15 protein-coding genes are annotated in these 15187 nt (G+C 73.5%); 7 read left to right on the top strand and 8 right to left on the bottom strand.

Features of this window, described 5'->3' with window-relative positions; translation table 11 throughout:
- Positions 1-61: 61 nt before the first annotated feature.
- Positions 62-445, bottom strand: a complete 384-nt coding sequence (locus K415_RS0100805) for an RNA-binding S4 domain-containing protein (protein ID WP_029662897.1) — start codon at positions 443-445, stop codon at positions 62-64.
- An 81-nt stretch (positions 446-526) separates the two neighbouring features.
- Positions 527-1147, bottom strand: coding sequence for an NADPH-dependent F420 reductase (locus K415_RS0100810; protein WP_029662898.1), 621 nt, complete (start codon positions 1145-1147; stop codon positions 527-529).
- 127 nt (positions 1148-1274) lie between these two features.
- Between K415_RS0100810 and K415_RS0100815 the strand changes: the two genes are divergently transcribed.
- A complete protein-coding gene (locus K415_RS0100815; protein WP_024285227.1) occupies positions 1275-1811 on the top strand; it encodes a MarR family winged helix-turn-helix transcriptional regulator in 537 nt (178 codons plus the stop codon).
- A 57-nt stretch (positions 1812-1868) separates the two neighbouring features.
- Here the strand turns inward: K415_RS0100815 and pgi are convergent, their stop codons facing one another.
- Entirely contained in the window at positions 1869-3551 is a 1683-nt protein-coding gene (pgi, locus tag K415_RS0100820) for a glucose-6-phosphate isomerase (RefSeq protein ID WP_024285228.1), read from the bottom strand.
- Between the two features lie 88 nt (positions 3552-3639).
- Here pgi and K415_RS0100825 point away from each other — a divergent pair, with 88 nt between their 5' ends.
- On the top strand, positions 3640-5514 hold the full coding sequence (locus K415_RS0100825) for a glycoside hydrolase family 3 protein (protein ID WP_024285229.1): 1875 nt from the start codon (positions 3640-3642) through the stop codon (positions 5512-5514).
- A complete protein-coding gene (locus tag K415_RS0100830; RefSeq protein WP_024285230.1) occupies positions 5511-6017 on the top strand; it encodes a GNAT family N-acetyltransferase in 507 nt (168 codons plus the stop codon). Before K415_RS0100825 ends, K415_RS0100830 begins: the two co-directional genes overlap by 4 nt.
- A gap of 22 nt (positions 6018-6039) precedes the next feature.
- Here the strand turns inward: K415_RS0100830 and K415_RS0100835 are convergent, their stop codons facing one another.
- Entirely contained in the window at positions 6040-6972 is a 933-nt protein-coding gene (locus tag K415_RS0100835; RefSeq protein WP_051480721.1) for a hypothetical protein, read from the bottom strand.
- A gap of 112 nt (positions 6973-7084) precedes the next feature.
- Between K415_RS0100835 and K415_RS0100840 the strand changes: the two genes are divergently transcribed.
- Genes K415_RS0100840 through K415_RS0100850 form a run of 3 tightly spaced genes read left to right on the top strand, consistent with a single transcriptional unit; the run spans position 7085 to position 9527 of the window.
- Complete coding sequence (locus K415_RS0100840; RefSeq protein ID WP_024285232.1) at positions 7085-7318, top strand: FeoA family protein; 234 nt, start codon at positions 7085-7087, stop codon at positions 7316-7318.
- A complete protein-coding gene (locus K415_RS0100845) occupies positions 7315-9273 on the top strand; it encodes a ferrous iron transporter B (protein WP_024285233.1) in 1959 nt (652 codons plus the stop codon). The genes K415_RS0100840 and K415_RS0100845 overlap by 4 nt, the downstream gene beginning before the upstream one ends.
- Entirely contained in the window at positions 9270-9527 is a 258-nt protein-coding gene (locus K415_RS0100850) for a hypothetical protein (RefSeq protein WP_024285234.1), read from the top strand. Before K415_RS0100845 ends, K415_RS0100850 begins: the two co-directional genes overlap by 4 nt.
- Before the next feature lie 163 nt (positions 9528-9690).
- On the opposite strand, the gene K415_RS0100855 is transcribed toward K415_RS0100850, so the two are convergent.
- Both K415_RS0100855 and K415_RS0100860 read right to left on the bottom strand, forming a co-directional pair.
- Entirely contained in the window at positions 9691-10968 is a 1278-nt protein-coding gene (locus tag K415_RS0100855) for a pyridoxal phosphate-dependent aminotransferase (RefSeq protein ID WP_024285235.1), read from the bottom strand.
- A gap of 23 nt (positions 10969-10991) precedes the next feature.
- Positions 10992-12233, bottom strand: coding sequence for a multidrug effflux MFS transporter (locus K415_RS0100860; RefSeq protein WP_024285236.1), 1242 nt, complete (start codon positions 12231-12233; stop codon positions 10992-10994).
- Positions 12234-12334: 101 nt separating this feature from the next.
- On the opposite strand from K415_RS0100860, the gene K415_RS0100865 reads away from it, so the two are divergent.
- A complete protein-coding gene (locus K415_RS0100865) occupies positions 12335-13126 on the top strand; it encodes an SOS response-associated peptidase (protein WP_024285237.1) in 792 nt (263 codons plus the stop codon).
- 35 nt (positions 13127-13161) lie between these two features.
- Here K415_RS0100865 and K415_RS0100870 read toward each other — a convergent pair whose 3' ends face one another.
- A complete protein-coding gene (locus K415_RS0100870) occupies positions 13162-14229 on the bottom strand; it encodes an adenylate/guanylate cyclase domain-containing protein (protein ID WP_024285238.1) in 1068 nt (355 codons plus the stop codon).
- A 4-nt stretch (positions 14230-14233) separates the two neighbouring features.
- Positions 14234-15097 (bottom strand): biotin--[acetyl-CoA-carboxylase] ligase, encoded by an 864-nt coding sequence (locus K415_RS0100880; RefSeq protein ID WP_024285239.1) that lies wholly within the window; start codon positions 15095-15097, stop codon positions 14234-14236.
- Positions 15098-15187 lie beyond the last annotated feature (90 nt).

Consider the following 15187-nt stretch of genomic DNA (forward strand, 5'->3'; position numbering starts at 1 on the left):
CCGACACGCGGGCTGACCGACGGCTGGGCCGGCGGACACGTGCCTGCGTGCCCGGACGAGCTCAGTGGCCCCGGAACCGCTCGATGTCGCGTCGCTCACGCTTCGTCGGTCGCCCCGCGCCGCGGTCCCGCACCGGCACCGCCGGGATCTCGGTGCGCGGTGGCGGCGGCGGCGTGTTGTCCACGAGCACCTCGGCGACCAGCGCGGCCCCGACCCGCTTCTCGATCACCCGGGAGACCACCACGATCCGCTCGAGCCCGCCGGCACGGACCCGCACCTCGTCGCCCACGCGGACCTGGGTGGCCGGCTTGGCGCGGTCACCGTTGACCTTCACGTGCCCGGAGCGGATGGCGGCTGCGCCGACGGCCCGGGTGCGGAAGAGGCGGGCGGCCCAGGTCCACCGGTCCACCCGGGTCGACGACGGCGTCGCGCCGGCTCCTGGCACGCGACCTCCCTCGTCCGGTCGAGCGGTCGCGGCGTGCGGCCACCGTCAACGGTAGCCCTGCCGCGACCGCTCCTCCCCTGCCTACTTCACGAGCGCGAAACCACCGGTCCAGCCGATCTTCTCGGTCGCGGCCAGCGTCAGCTGCAGGAAGCCGAGCGACTCCAGCTCGCGCGCACGCCTGAGGGACCCGGCGTCGACCGCGATCAGCCCACCACCCTCGACCACGGCTGCGACGGCGGTCTTGGCATCGGCGTCGTCCCCGGCGATCAGCACCGTGGTCGTCGTGCCGCCGACCGCACGGGTCGCGAGGGTCGCAGCGAACGTCGTGTTGAACGCCTTGACCACGCGGGCCTCGGGCACGAGCGCCTGGATCACAGCGGCGGCCGAGCCGTCCGCCGGGACGACGAGGCTGTCGAAGGTCGAGAAGTCGAGCGGGTTGGTCACGTCGACCAGGACCTTGCCGGCCAGCGTGCCGGCGTAGACCCCGAGCACCTCGCCGACCGCCGGGTAGGGCACCGCGAGCACGACGACGTCGCCCGCGATCGGGTCGCCGATCGTGCCGGACGCAGCACCGCTGGATGCCGCCGCCTGCGCCGCCTTGCCCGCGTCGCGCGCCAGGATCTGGACGGCGTGGCCGCTCGCGACGGCGATGCCCGCGACGGCCTGACCGATGGACCCGGCGCCGATGATGGTGACAGTCATGACGTTCTCCCTGGCGATGTGGTGGACGGTGCGGTGTGCCGGTGGCGACGCACGCACCTGATTGAAGCAACAACTAAATCATCGACCTGAATGGTTGTCGTGTCAACTGTTGGCTACCATCGTCACCATGAGCGACCGACCGCAGGGCACCGAGGACGTCCGCTGGCTGAGCCCCGACGAGCTGCGTGCGTGGGTCCGCCTGCAGGCCGTCGTCGAGCTCCTGCCCGGTGCCCTCGACAGCCAGCTGCGGCGCGACGCGAACCTGTCGCACTACGAGTACCTGCTGCTCGCGATGCTCTCCGAGGCACCCGGACGGACGCTGCGCATGTCGGAGCTCGCCTCGGCGACCAACGCGACGCTGCCACGCCTGTCGCACGTCGTGACGCGGCTCGAGGCCCGCGGCTACGTGGCGCGGACCCCGTCCCCGGAGGATCGGCGCGCGACCCTCGCGAGCCTGACCGCCGAGGGCTGGGCCAAGGTCGTCGCGAGCGCACCCGGCCACGTCGGCGCCGTGCGCGGGCACGTGCTCGACGCGCTCACGGCCGAGCAGGTCGCCCAGCTGTCCGCGATCACGTCCGCGATCGTGCGCACCCTCGACCCGACCAACCGGCTGCACGCCCTGGCCGACGACGACAGCCGCCCGACCCCGCCTGCCGCCGTGTGACGTGGTGCCACCGGCTGCAGCGGTGCCGCCGCGTGCTGCGGTGCAGCCGCGTGCCGCCTACCGGCGGTGTGCCAGGTAGTACTCGATCAGCCCACGCGTCGACGCGTCCTGGCCCGCGAGGGCCGTGGGGTCGCCGGCGACGGCCGGCGCCACCTGGGTCGCGAGCATCTTGCCGAGCTCGACGCCCCACTGGTCGAACGAGTCGATGCCCCAGACGATGCCCTGCACGAAGGTGATGTGCTCGTACAGCGCGATCAGCTGACCGAGCACCGACGGCGTCAGCGCCGGCGCCATGATCGACGTCGTCGGCCGGTTGCCGCTGAACACGCGCGCCGGGATGACGTCCTCGGCGGTCCCGTCGGCCCGCACCTCCTCGGCCGTCCGGCCGAAGGCCAGCGCCTTGGTCTGGGCGAAGAAGTTCGCGAGGAACAGGGCGTGGACGTCCGACTCACCGTCCCGCAGGGGGTGCGCCGGGGTCGCGACCGCGATGAAGTCGGCCGGTACCAGCCGGGTGCCCTGGTGGATGAGCTGGTAGAACGCGTGCTGCCCGTTGGTGCCCGGCTCGCCCCAGAACACCTCGCCGGTCTGGGTCGTGACAGGGGTGCCGTCCCAGCGGACCGACTTGCCGTTGGACTCCATGGTCAGCTGCTGCAGGTACGCCGCGAAGCGGTGCAGGTACTGCGCGTACGGCAGGACGGCGTGCGTGTGGGCGCCGAGGAAGTTCACGTACCAGACGTTGAGCAGGCCCATCAGGACCGGCACGTTCTGGGCGAACGGGGTCGTGCGGAAGTGCTCGTCGACCGTGTGAAACCCGGCCAGCAGGTCACGGAAGCCGTCCGGCCCGATGGCTATCGCGAGCGAGGTGCCGATCGCGGAGTCCATCGAGTACCGGCCACCGACCCAGTCCCAGAAACCGAACGCGTTGGCCGGGTCGATGCCGAACGCCTCGACCTTGTCCAGGGCTGTGGAGACGGCGACGAAGTGCCGTGCCACCGCCCCGATGCGCGCCTCCTCGCTGTCGCCGATGAGGCCGGCCGCGGCGAGCTCGTGCCACAGCCAGGCCCGCGCCAGCCGGGCGTTCGTCAGGGTCTCCAGGGTGCCGAAGGTCTTGGACGCGACGATGAACAGCGTCGTGGTCGGGTCGAGGCCCTTGAGCGTCTCGGCGACGTCGGCCGGGTCGATGTTCGACACGAAGCGCAGCTCGATGCCGTCCTGGACGTAGGGCTTGAGGGCCTCGTACGCCATGACCGGTCCCAGGTCGGAGCCGCCGATGCCGATGTTGACGACCGTGCGCACCGCGGCGCCGGTGACCCCGGTCCACTGCCCGCTGCGGACCTGGTCGGCGAAGGCCAGGACCTTGCTGAGCTCGGCCTGGACGTCGGCGTCGACGTCCTGCCCGTCGATGACCAGGGCCGGCGTCGCGCCGACGGGACGGCGCAGCGCGGTGTGCAGCACGGCACGGTTCTCGGTGACGTTGATCCGCTCGCCGGCGAACATCGCCGCGATGCGACCGGACAGGTCGACCTCCTGCGCGAGACGCACGAGCAGCTCGAGGGTCTCGTCGGTCACGAGGTTCTTGGACAGGTCCACGTGCAGGTCACCGGCGGTGCGCGTGAACCGGCTGCCGCGCTCGGGGTCGGCCGCGAACCAGCCGCGCAGGTCCGGGGTGAGTGCTGCCTGGTGCGCCGTCAGGTCGCCCCAGGCGGGGGTGGTCGTGGCATCGATCGGTAGGGTGGTCACGTTGCAGCCTCCTGCTGGGTGTCGCCACCACCGTATTGCCCCCGACGCGGCCGGTACACCGGACCTCCGACCGTGGAACGATTCCGACGTGACCCAGCCGACACGGCCCTGCGCCCTGCTCGTCGCCGTCGCCGTCGCGTTCCTGGCGGGCTGCACGGCCGCGACACCCGATGGGCCCCCGGAGCCGGACCCCAGCACCTCCGCGCAGCGCGCGGGGCTGCCGTACCTGGACGCCTCGCTGCCGACCGCCGCCCGCGTCGCCGACCTGCTCGGCCGGATGGACCTGGCCGACAAGGTGGGCCAGATGACCCAGGCCGAGCGCTCCGTCGTCTCGCCGGAGGCGGTGGCCGAGCTCCGGCTGGGCTCGGTCCTCAGCGGCGGCGGCTCCGTCCCTGAGCCGAACACCGTCGAGGGCTGGGCCGACCTGGTCGACGGCCTGCAGCAGGGTGCGCTGAGCACTCCCCTGGGGATCCCGATCCTCTACGGCGTCGATGCCGTGCACGGCCACAACAACCTGGCCGGTGCGACGGTGTTCCCGCACAACATCGGGCTCGGCGCCACGCGCGACCCGGACCTCGTCGAGGCGATCGGCCGGGCCACGGCGGTCGAGGTCGCGGCAACCGGCGTGGACTGGACCTTCGCCCCGTGCCTGTGCGTCGTGCGGGACGACCGCTGGGGCCGGTCGTACGAGTCGTTCGGCGAGGACCCGGCGATCGTCGGCGCGATGACGTCCGTCGTCACCGGGCTCCAGACCGAGTCCCTCGGCTCGGAGCCGACCTCGATCCTCGCGACCGCCAAGCACTACGTCGGTGACGGCGGGACGACCGGTGGCACGGACCAGGGCGACACGGAGCTGAGCGAGGCCGAGCTGCGCGCGATCCACCTCGCGCCGTACCTCGCGGCGATCGAGCGCGGCGTCGGCTCGGTGATGGTGTCCTTCAGCAGCTGGAACGGCGACAAGCTGCACGGTGACGCGTACCTGATCACCGACGTCCTCAAGGGCGAGCTGGGCTTCGACGGCTTCGTCGTCAGCGACTGGGCCGGCGTCGACCAGCTCGACGGAGCCGAGGGCGCCAGCCGGCAGGACGTCGTGCAGGCGGTCAACGCGGGCGTCGACATGGTCATGGTCCCCTACGAGTACGAGTCCTTCATCGCGACCCTGACCTCGGTCGTCGAGGACGGCGACGTGCCGAGGGAGCGCATCGACGACGCCGTGCGGCGGATCCTGACGGCCAAGGTCGAGCTCGGCCTGTTCGAGGCGCCGATGACCGACCGGAGCCTGGCCGGCGAGGTCGGCAGCTCCGAGCACCGGGCCCTTGCCCGGCGGGCTGTCGCCGAGTCCCTCGTCGTGCTGCAGAACTCCGGCGCCCTGCCGATCGTCGAGGGTGCACGCGTCCTGGTGACCGGCTCGAACGCCGACGACGTCGGCAACCAGTCCGGCGGCTGGACGCTCACCTGGCAGGGCGCGAGCGGCGACATCGTGCCCGGGACCACGATCCTCGAAGGGCTCCAGGAGGCCCTCGGCGACGACCGGGTGACCTACGCGCCCGACGCCGAGGATGCCGAGATCACGGCCGGCGACCACGACGTCGCGGTGGCCGTCGTCGGCGAGACCCCGTACGCCGAGTTCGAGGGCGACCGACCCGGCGGCGTGCGCCTGTCCCCGGCCGACCTCGCCCTCCTCGACCGGCTCCACGCCGCCGGGCTGCCGACGGTGGTGGTCGTCGTCAGCGGCAGGCCGATGGACGTGACAGCGCTGCTCGACTGGACCGACGCACTCGTGGCAGCCTGGCTGCCCGGCACCGAGGGAGCCGGGGTCGCGGACGTGCTGACCGGGGCGGTCCGGCCGAGCGGGACCCTGCCGGTGAGCTGGCCGCGATCCACCGACCGACCGGTCAACGACGGCGACGGCAGCTCACCGTTGTTCGGGCTGGGTGCGGGACTGACGTACGAGGAGCGATGACCGTGACAGAAGCCCGGATCCGGCCGATGACCGGCACCGACTGGCCGTCGGTCGGTGCCGTCTACGCGGCCGGGATCGCGACCGGCCAGGCGACCTTCGAGACCGAGGTGCCGTCCTGGGAGTCCTGGGACGCCGCGCACACGGCGGAGCACCGCATGGTCCTGACCGACGCGGCGGGGAGTCTCCTCGGCTGGGCTGCGTGCAGCACCGTGAGCGACCGGTGCGTCTACGCGGGGGTGCTCGAGCTCAGCGTGTACGTCGCCCCGGACGCCCGCGGCCGTGGCGTCGGCTCGGCGCTGCTGGCCGCCGTGATCGGCTCGACCGAGGCCGCGGGCGTCTGGACCCTGCAGGCCGGCATCTTCGCGGAGAACACCGCGAGCCTCACGCTGCACGCGCGGCACGGCTTCCGGGTCGTCGGGACGCGCGAACGGCTCGGTCAGCGCGACGGGCAGTGGCGCGACGTCGTGCTCGTGGAGCGCCGCAGCAGCACGGTCGGCTGCTGAGAGGCCGCCGGCTGCGGGGAGGTCAGGCCCGGTCCGAGCGCGCCGTCCGCGCCGAGTAGTGCGCGCGGACCGTCACCTCGGCCTCCTTGGCGTAGACGCTGTAGTCGGTGTCCGCGGCGGCGTCGGCCTCGTTGTAGAGCCGCACCGGCCAGTCCCAGAGCATGAAGCCGCCGACCCACGGGCGCCGAGCCGTCGCGGCGAACATCTCCTCGTAGAACTCGCGCTGGGCGGCCTGGCTCGGAGCGCCCTGCAGCGTCCAGTCGTTCGGCATGTGCTGGGAGCCCTCGCGGCTGGGGCACCCGGACTCCAGGAAGAGGAACGGCTTGCCGTGGGTGGCCACCACACGCTCGATCCGGTCGAGCTGCTCGTCCCAGGTCCCGACCGGGTAGTAGCCGCTCGAGGAGATCACGTCGACCGCGTCCCACCAGGTCAGCCGGTCCTCCTGGTACTTGTCGCAGTTGTAGGTCAGCCTGCCCTCGTACACGGCCCGGACCTCGGCGACCAGCGCCCGCCACTGGTCGGCCCGCCGGTCGCTCTGCACCATCTCGCAGCCGATGCTGAGCATCTCAGCACCGGTCTCCTGGGCGATCCGGGCGTGGTGCACGATGAACGCGGTGTACGACGCGAACCACTGCGCCCAGGTCGGCTCGCCCGGGACGTCGACGTCGAAGAAGTTGATGTGCGCACGCCAGGTGCCGTCCGCGCAGTTGACCACGGGCTTGAGGCAGACCTTCAGCCCGAGCTCCTTGGCGTGGCCGATCGCGGCCCGGACCTCGTCGTCGGTGACCGTCGGGGCGTCGCGGAAGTGGATCTCGGTGGACTGGGCGGTGTCCTGAAGGGCGGCGAACGTGACGGCTGTCCAGCTCGTCGCAAGACGCTCGACCATCAGCTCCATCGACCGCCGCGCCGTCGGCCCGGTCCAGGTGCCCCGCTCGCCTCGCCAGCCCCACGTCATGCCGGCGACGAAGGTGTCCTCGTTGATCACCGCCCGAGGGTAGTTCACGACCGCCCGACTCGCAGGACGTATGTCCCTAAGGCTTGCCTTACCTCACCCGTAACGTCAGATCATGCACCTCGGCGAGTGCCCGTTCGCGACCGATCTCGAGGTCCTGGCCGTCCTGATGGCCGGACCGGCCGGGCTGCGGATGCACGAGGTGGGCCTGCGCGCAGGGGCCACCGTGCGGGTCACCCAGCGTTCCCCCTTCGGCGGGCGCGTGGTCGGCATCGGTGCGTCGCGCATCGCCCTCGACGCGGCGACAGCAGCCCTGGTCGAGGTGGGCCGGCCGACGGCTGCACCATGAGCTCGTGCCACGGCACCCCGGCCGGCGTCGACCTCGCCGTCGGCCCGGTGCTGCTCGTCGGGAACCCGAACGTCGGCAAGTCGACGGTGTTCAACGCGATGACCGGCTCCCGGCAACGGGTCATGAACGCCCCCGGCACCACCGTCGAGCTGCAGTCGGGCACCTGGCGCACGGTTGCAGGCGACCTCGGGGTGCTCGACCTGCCCGGCACCTACAGCCTGTTCGCCAGGTCTCCGGACGAGCAGGTCGTCGCCGACACGATCACCGCGGCCCGGGCCGGCGTCGCCGTCGTCGTGCTGGACGCGACCGCGGTGTCCCGGTCGCTGTACCTGCTCGCCCAGGTCGCGAGCACCGGGCTGCCCGTCGTGGCCGCTGTGACCATGCTCGACGTCGCACGCTCCCACGGGACCGGGCTCGACCTCACGGTCCTGGCGGGGCTGCTGGGCGTTCCGGTCGTCCCGCTCGACCCACGCACCGGCGCCGGGCTCGACCGGCTCGCCGAGGCGGTGCACTCCCACGACGGCCGGCCGGTCGCCGGTCTGCCGGTGCTGGTGCCGACCGGCGCCGGCCCCGGGGAGCAGCCCGACGACGACCTGCCGGCGCGGCTGGCCGGCGCGCAGCGGCTGTTCGCCTGGGTGGAGGACGTGACGTCCCAGCTGCACCCGCAGCGGCCCGCGCACCGCACCGCGACCGACCTGGCCGACCGCGTGCTGCTCAACCCGTGGTCCGGCATCCCGGTGCTCGGGCTCACGATGTGGGGGCTGTTCCAGCTCGCCACCAGTGCCGCCGCACCCGTGATGGGTCTCGTCTCGACGGCCGTCACCGGACCGCTGACCGCCGCGGCCCACGCCGCGCTCCGCGGATGGGCGCCGCGCTGGCTCGACGGGCTGCTGGTCGACGGCGTCCTGGCGGGGGTCGGCACCGTCCTGAGCTTCCTGCCGCTGATCGCGATCATCTACGCCGCGCTGGCCCTGCTCGAGGACAGCGGCTACATGGCGCGGGCGGCGCTCCTGGCCGATCGCGCGATGCGATCGATCGGCCTCGACGGTCGCGCCATGCTGCCGCTGATGATCGGGTTCGGCTGCAACGTGCCGGCACTGGCCGCGACCAGGATCCTGCCGGACGCCAGGCAGCGCCTGATCACCGGGCTGCTGATCCCCTGGACGTCCTGCGCCGCGCGGTTGACCGTCTACGTCCTGCTCGCCGGAATCTTCTTCCCTGAGCACGCCGGCACGGTGATCTTCGCGCTCTACGTGCTGAGCATCGTGCTCGTGGTCGCCGGGGGCCTGGCCCTGCGTCGCACCGCGTTCCGCGACGTCCGGCGCGAGCCGCTGGTCCTGGTCCTGCCCGCGTACCAGCGGCCCCAGCTGCTGCCGATCGCGAGGTCGGTCTGGGGCCGGGTCGCCGGCTTCGCGACGAAGGCCGGCCGGATCATCGTCGTGACCCTGACGGTCATGTGGGTGCTGATGGCTGTGCCGGCCGTCGCCGGGTACGCGGTCGGCGAGGTCCCGGTCGAGGCGAGCGTCTACGGGCGCGTCGCGGCCGGCATCACCCCGGTGTTCGCCCCGGCGGGCTTCGACGACTGGCACCTGACGGCGGCCCTGGCGACCGGCTTCGTCGCCAAGGAGGTCGTGGTGGGATCGCTCGCCCAGTCGTACGCGGTCACGGAGCCCGCTCCCGGAGACGGCGCGCCGAGCGTGCCGACCGGTGACGGCACCGACGCGGCGCTGGCCGATCACCTGCGTGCGACCCTCGACGCGACGTCGGGCGGACACCCTGCCGCGGCGGCCGCAGCGTTCATGGTCTTCGTGCTGGGCTACACGCCGTGCGTCGCGACAGTGGCCGAGCAACGGCGGCTCTTCGGCGGCCGCTGGACCGCCGGGGCGGTCGGCGCGCAGCTGGTGGTCGCCTGGCTGCTCGCGGTCGTCGTCTTCCAGATCGGGCGCCTGCTGTGAGCACCCTCGAGCGGGTCCTGGCCGAGCTGGCGACCGGTGCGACGGCGACCGTCGCTGCTGCCCGGCTCGGTGTGGCGCCCGACCTCGTCGACGTCATGGTCGCCGAGCTGGAGCGCTGCGGCGCCGTGTCTGCGGCGCCCCGGTCGTGCGGCGCCTGCCCGCCGGAACCCGCGAGGTCGCCCGGGTGCGCCGGCTGTCCGCTGGCCGGGCGGCGGCCCGCACCCGCCCGGGCGATCGGCCGTCAGACCATCTGACGACCCGACCATCCGACCATCCGACCATCCGACCATCCGACGATCACGGCAAGAGCCACGAACCGGACGTCTGTCCACACATCGTGGACAACTCTGGGGAGCACGATCTGCGCAGCGAACCCGTCGACGCCCAGGACATCGGCCCCCGGGCACGGCCCCGGGGCTACCGGCTGCCGCGTCCGGTCAACCGACCGAGCCGCGTGACCGCCTCGACGAGCACGTCCTGCCGCTTGACGAAGGTGAACCGGACCCGCGGACGCAGCGCCTCGGCCGTCGTCGAACCGGCCCGGCAGAACGCGCTCACCGGCACCCCGACGACCCCGGCCAGGTCCGGCAGTCGACGGCACAGGTCCGCACCGTCCTCGAAGCCGAGGCCGGCTCCGTCGGCCACGACGAAGTACGTGCCCCGCGGCACGACGACGCCGAAGCCCGCCGCGACGAGACCGTCGCACAGCAGGTCGCGGCGGGCCGCCAGCGACACCGCGAGCCCACGGACGTACTCCCCCGTCGCGCCGTCCGCGTCGACCAGCGCCGCGGCGATCGCCGGCTGGAACGGCGCACCGGAGACGTAGGTGAGGAACTGCTTGACCGTCCGGACCGCTGCGACGAGCTCCGCGGGCCCGGTGACCCAGCCGATCTTCCAGCCGGTGAACGACAACGTCTTGCCCGCCGAGGAGATCGTCAGGGTCCGGCCGGCCATCCCCGGCAGCGTCGCGACCGGGACGTGCTCGGCGCCGTCATAGGTCAGGTGCTCGTAGACCTCGTCGGTGACGACCACCGCGTCCCACTGCGTCGCCAGCCGGGCGACGGCCTCGAGCTCGGCCCTGGACAGCACGGTTCCGGTGGGGTTGTGCGGCGAGTTGAGCAGCACGAGGCGCGTCCGGGCGCCGAACGCCGCCGCGAGCGCGTCGAGGTCGAGCCGGAATCCGTCGACACCCGCGGTGAGCCCGACGGTGACGTGCTCGGCTCCGGCCATCGCGATCACTGCCGCGTAGGAGTCGTAGAACGGCTCGAGGGTCAGCACCTCGTCCCCCGGGCCGACGAGTGCAAGCACCGTGGCGGCGATCGCCTCGGTCGCTCCGGCGGTGACCAGCACCTCCGTCTCCGGGTCGTGGCTCAGCCCGTAGTACCGCTCCTGGTGCAGGACGACGGCGCGGCGCAGCTCCGGTGTCCCGGCGCCGGGCGGGTACTGGTTGTGCCCCGCCAGGATCGCGGCGACGGCGGCCTGCGCGACGTGCGCCGGGCCGTCGACGTCGGGGAAGCCCTGGCCCAGGTTGACCGCGCCGGTGCGTGCGGCCAGCGCGGACATCTCGGCGAAGACCGTCGGGCGGACGTCCCCGTCGGCCGAGACCAGACCTGCGGCCCGCGCGACGTCACGCCAGCGGCCCGCCTGGAACCAGGGACCGACCTCGGACCCGGTGCCGGTGCGCTGGGGCGTCATGCCCCCAGGGTAGGGCGGCGCGGTCAGGCTCCGCCCATGGCCAGCCAGCCGTCCCGACGGTAGGCGGGCGTCCCGAACGCGAGCACGAGCAGACCGACCACCATGCTGCCGAGCATCGTGCCGGTCATCGCCACCGCGTCGCCGCCGAGCAGCCCGACCAGTGGGCTGACCGCGCCCGCCAGACCCGCCTGGAGGAAGCCGATCACCGCGGCCGCCGAGCCGGCCCGCTCACCGTGCCGGGTCATCGCCAGCGCCGAGGCGTTGGCCATGACGAAGCCGAGGGTCGCCATCATCAGCCACAGCGCGCCGACGAGGCCGACGATGCCGCCCGCGTGCGTCGCCGCGACCCACACGAGGCACCCGCCGAGCAGGGTCGTCCCGGGCAGCGCGACCCGCAGCAGGCGCACCGGTCCGGCCCGCCTGACCAGCGCGGCGTTCGCCTGGGAGCCGGTCAGCATCGCCGTCCCGCCGATCGCGAAGACCAGGGCGAACTCCTGGGTCGAGAGCCCGTACTCCTGCTGGAGCACGAAGGGCGAGCCGGCGACGTAGCTGATGATCACCGCCATCCCGAGCCCGGGGATCACCGCGAGCGCGACGAAGCGCCGGTCGGCGAGCAGCCCGGAGTACCCCCGCAGCGAAGCCACGACGCCGTGCGCGATCCGCCGCTCGGCCGGCAGGGTCTCGGGCAGGAACCTACCGACGACGGCCAGCAGGCCGGCACCGAGCAGCGCGAGCGCGACGAAGACGGCACGCCAGCCCCACTGGTGCGCGATGACGCTGCCGACCGTCGGCGCGAGCAGCGGGGCGACAGCGATCACGAGCATCAGCCGGGACATCAGCCGCGCGGCCTCGGCACCGGTGTAGCGGTCCCGGATCACGGCCATCGCCACGACCGTCGACCCCGCGCTCGCCAGGCCCTGGGCCACCCGCAGCGTCGCGAGCTGGTCGATCGTGCCGGCGACGACGCACAGCAGCGAGATGACCACGTGCAGACTCACGCCGATGAGCACCGGGAGGCGCCGGCCGAGCCGGTCGGACAACGGCCCGGCGACGAGCTGTCCGAGCGCGCCCCCGATGAGCATGCCGGTGATCGTGAACTGTGCACCCGCCTGGGTGGTGCCCAGGTCGCGTGCGACATCCGGCAGCGAGGGCAGGTACATGTCGGTGGTGACCGCGGGCAGCAGGCTCAGCAGACCGACCAGGAGGACGAAGCCCGCCGTCCGCTCACGGTGCGGCGCGAGCTGCTGGTCGGGCGTCGTGGTCACCGCACGAGTATGACATCGGATCGTTTCGATCGGATGTCCTTCCCAGCCCGCGACGCCGCCGGGGCGAGCTCGGTGTCGGGGCAGCGGGGCATGCTGTGCCCATGTGCGGACGCTATGCCTCGTTCCGGGAGGCCCAGGATCTCGCCGACGCCTTCGCGGTCTCGGCCGGCACCGTCGCGCAGGACGCGCGTCTGCTGCCACCCTCCTGGAACCTCGCCCCGACCGACCCGGTCCGGGTCGTCGTCGAGCGCGAGCCACGGCCCGCGGAGCAGGGCGACGCGGCGTCCGGTGCACCCCTCGAGACCGAGCGGTCCCTGCGGCTGGCACGCTGGGGCCTCGTCCCGGGCTGGGCCAAGGACCCATCGGTCGGCGCCCGCATGATCAACGCCCGGGTGGAGAGCCTGGTCGACAAGCCGGCCTTCCGCCGCGCGCTCGTCGCCCGCCGGTGCCTCGTCCCGGCCGAGGGCTACTACGAGTGGCAGAAGCCCGAGCCGGACGCGCCCCGGGCACCGAAGCAGCCGTTCTGGATCCACCCGCAGGACGGCGGCATCCTCGCGTTCGCCGGCCTGTACGAGTTCTGGCGCGACCGCAACCGGGCGGACGACGACCCGCTGCGCTGGCTCGTGACGATGACCATCGTCACCGGCGGCGCACCGGCCGACGACCCGGAGCTCGCGGCCATCCACGACCGTCGGCCGGTCGTCCTCGACCCGTCGCGCTGGGACGCCTGGCTCGATCCGCTCCGCCAGGACGCGACCGAGGCCGTCGACCTGCTGCTGCGCCCGGCACCACCGCTCGTCGCGACCCCGGTGTCGACGGCCGTCAACACGGTCGGCAACGACGGACCGGAGCTGATCGAGCCGATGACGGCCGGGGACGACCGCCCCGCGTGACCCGCGGCCGGCGCAGCCGCGTGACGCAGGGCTCCTCAGCCCGTCGCGGGCTCCTGCGCCCAGGTCAGCCGGACCGGGCGCATCGGGCCGAGGCCCGCGACCTCCCGTTCGGCGAGCTCGGTGAGCGCGAACCGCCGACCGGCTGTGGGCGCGCCGAGCAGGCTCGCCGTCGCGCCGTCCACCAGGACGGTGCCGGGCTCCGCCTCGCCCGTGAGCCGGGCCGCGAGGTTGACCGCCGGGCCGAAGACGTCGCCGAACCGCGAGAGCACCCGGCCCCAGACGAAGCCGACCCGGACCGGGGCGACGTCGGCGCCGAACGCGTGAGCCAGGCCGAGCGCGACGCGTGCACCGGTCACGGCGTCGTCCGCGACGAAGAGCACCGCGTCGCCGATCGTCTTGACGACCCGACCGCCCGCGGCGGTGACCACGTCCCGGGCGCCCGTCTCGAAGTCCTGCACGAAGTGCGCCAGCTCGTGCGAGCCGAGCTCGGCCGTGCGCGTGGTGAAGGCGACGATGTCGGCGAACCCGACAGCACGGGCGAGCGGCAGCTCGTCGGACTCGGTCGACGCACCGGCGTCGGCGAACTCCGCGGCGAACCGGCCGGCGATCGCGGCCACCTGGCGCCGCCACGCGTGCACGAGCTGCAGCTCGAGCAACGGCGCGATGTCGCCGAGCCGGTCCAGCAGCACGAGGCGTGCGCTGGTGTCGTCCAGCGCGTACCGCTCGGCCATGTGCTCGACCAGCGCCTCGACCTGCCACAGGACGAGCCGGTCCGTGGTGTGCCCGACCGACCGGACGATCGACACCCCGGTCCGCTTGGTCACGTCGTTCTCGCGCTGGGCCGTCATGATCTGGGCGATGACGACCGCGTCGTACTCGGTGTACGCGACGGCGTCCGGCGAGATCATGGGCAGACCGAGGGCGTGCCAGAACAGCCGGACGTCATCGACCTCGGCACCGGCCCGTTCGGCGACCTGCGCGAGCGTCAGGGTCCTGGGCCCGCCGAGCAGCTGGGCCTCGATGCGGGCGAGGGTCGACGTCGGCGGCGCGGCCGGCGGGTCGCCAGGCCCGCCGTCGGGGACCGCGGACTCGTCTGCACGCACCTGGTCAGGCTAGTCCGGCGCTGCGCACATGGCTCACGTCACCGGCGAGCACCTGGGTGACCCGGCCGTCTGCATCGGTCACCTCGAGACCGCCGTCCGACGCCAGCCCGCTTGCGGTGCCGTCGAGCACACCACCGCCGGGCAGCTCGACGCGCACCCGTGCGCCGAGCGTCGAGCACACCGCCGAGCACTCGTCCGCCAGGCCGGCGGCCCGGGCGTCACCGCCGGCATCGCGCCACCGTTCGTCCAGTGCGACCAGCCGGCCGACGATCGCGGCCAGCAGGGTCGTCCGGTCGACGCCTCCGTGGCCCGCGAGCGCGAGCGACGACGCGCTCGGCACCGGCAGCTCGCCGTCGCGCTGCGAGACGTTGACGCCGATGCCCACGACGACGGCCGGCCCGGACGCCGTCGCCACCAGGTCACCGAGGACCCCGGCCACCTTGCGCCACGCTCCCCAGCCCGGCACCGACGACCCGTCGGGAGCCGCCACGAGCACGTCGTTGGGCCACTTGACCACCGCGCGCACCCCGGCGACGTCACCCAGCGCCCGGACGACGGCGAGCCCGGCCAGGAGCGGGACCCAGCCGAACCGGTCCAGCCGGACGGGTGGCCGGAGCAGCACGGAGGCAGTCAGGGCCGCGCGTGCCGGTGTGCTCCAGGTGCGACCGGCGCGGCCGCGTCCCGCCGTCTGGTGATCGGCGACGAGGACCGACCGGTCCGGCCACGCGGTCGGGTCGGCCAGGAGAGCCTCGAGCACGTCCGTCGAGGTCGACGCGGTCCTCGGCACGACGACGACCCGGCCGACCCGGTCGCGGGTGGCGGCCGCGAGCGCGGCGGTCACGGCGGCGACGTCGAGCGGTGCGTCCACACCGCAACGGTAGCCACGTTGTGGGGTCTGGCACAGATCGGCCGGCCGACACGGTCGGTTGGCGCACTGAGCATGTGGGGACCCGACAAC

The organism is Cellulomonas sp. KRMCY2, from assembly GCF_000526515.1.
GTDB lineage: Bacteria > Actinomycetota > Actinomycetes > Actinomycetales > Cellulomonadaceae > Actinotalea.

Excerpts from the sequence above, each read along its gene's own strand:
- K415_RS0100810 (WP_029662898.1), bottom strand. The coding sequence starts at position 1,147 with ATGACTGTCACCATCATCGGCGCCGGGTCCATCGGTCAGGCCGTCGCG.
- K415_RS0100835 (WP_051480721.1), bottom strand. The coding sequence starts at position 6,972 with ATGACGTGGGGCTGGCGAGGCGAGCGGGGCACCTGGACCGGGCCGACG.
- K415_RS0100865 (WP_024285237.1), top strand. The coding sequence starts at position 12,335 with ATGTGCGGACGCTATGCCTCGTTCCGGGAGGCCCAGGATCTCGCCGAC.
- K415_RS0100815 (WP_024285227.1), top strand. The coding sequence starts at position 1,275 with ATGAGCGACCGACCGCAGGGCACCGAGGACGTCCGCTGGCTGAGCCCC.
- K415_RS0100845 (WP_024285233.1), top strand. The coding sequence starts at position 7,315 with ATGAGCTCGTGCCACGGCACCCCGGCCGGCGTCGACCTCGCCGTCGGC.
- K415_RS0100855 (WP_024285235.1), bottom strand. The coding sequence starts at position 10,968 with ATGACGCCCCAGCGCACCGGCACCGGGTCCGAGGTCGGTCCCTGGTTC.
- K415_RS0100840 (WP_024285232.1), top strand. The coding sequence starts at position 7,085 with ATGCACCTCGGCGAGTGCCCGTTCGCGACCGATCTCGAGGTCCTGGCC.
- K415_RS0100830 (WP_024285230.1), top strand. The coding sequence starts at position 5,511 with ATGACCGTGACAGAAGCCCGGATCCGGCCGATGACCGGCACCGACTGG.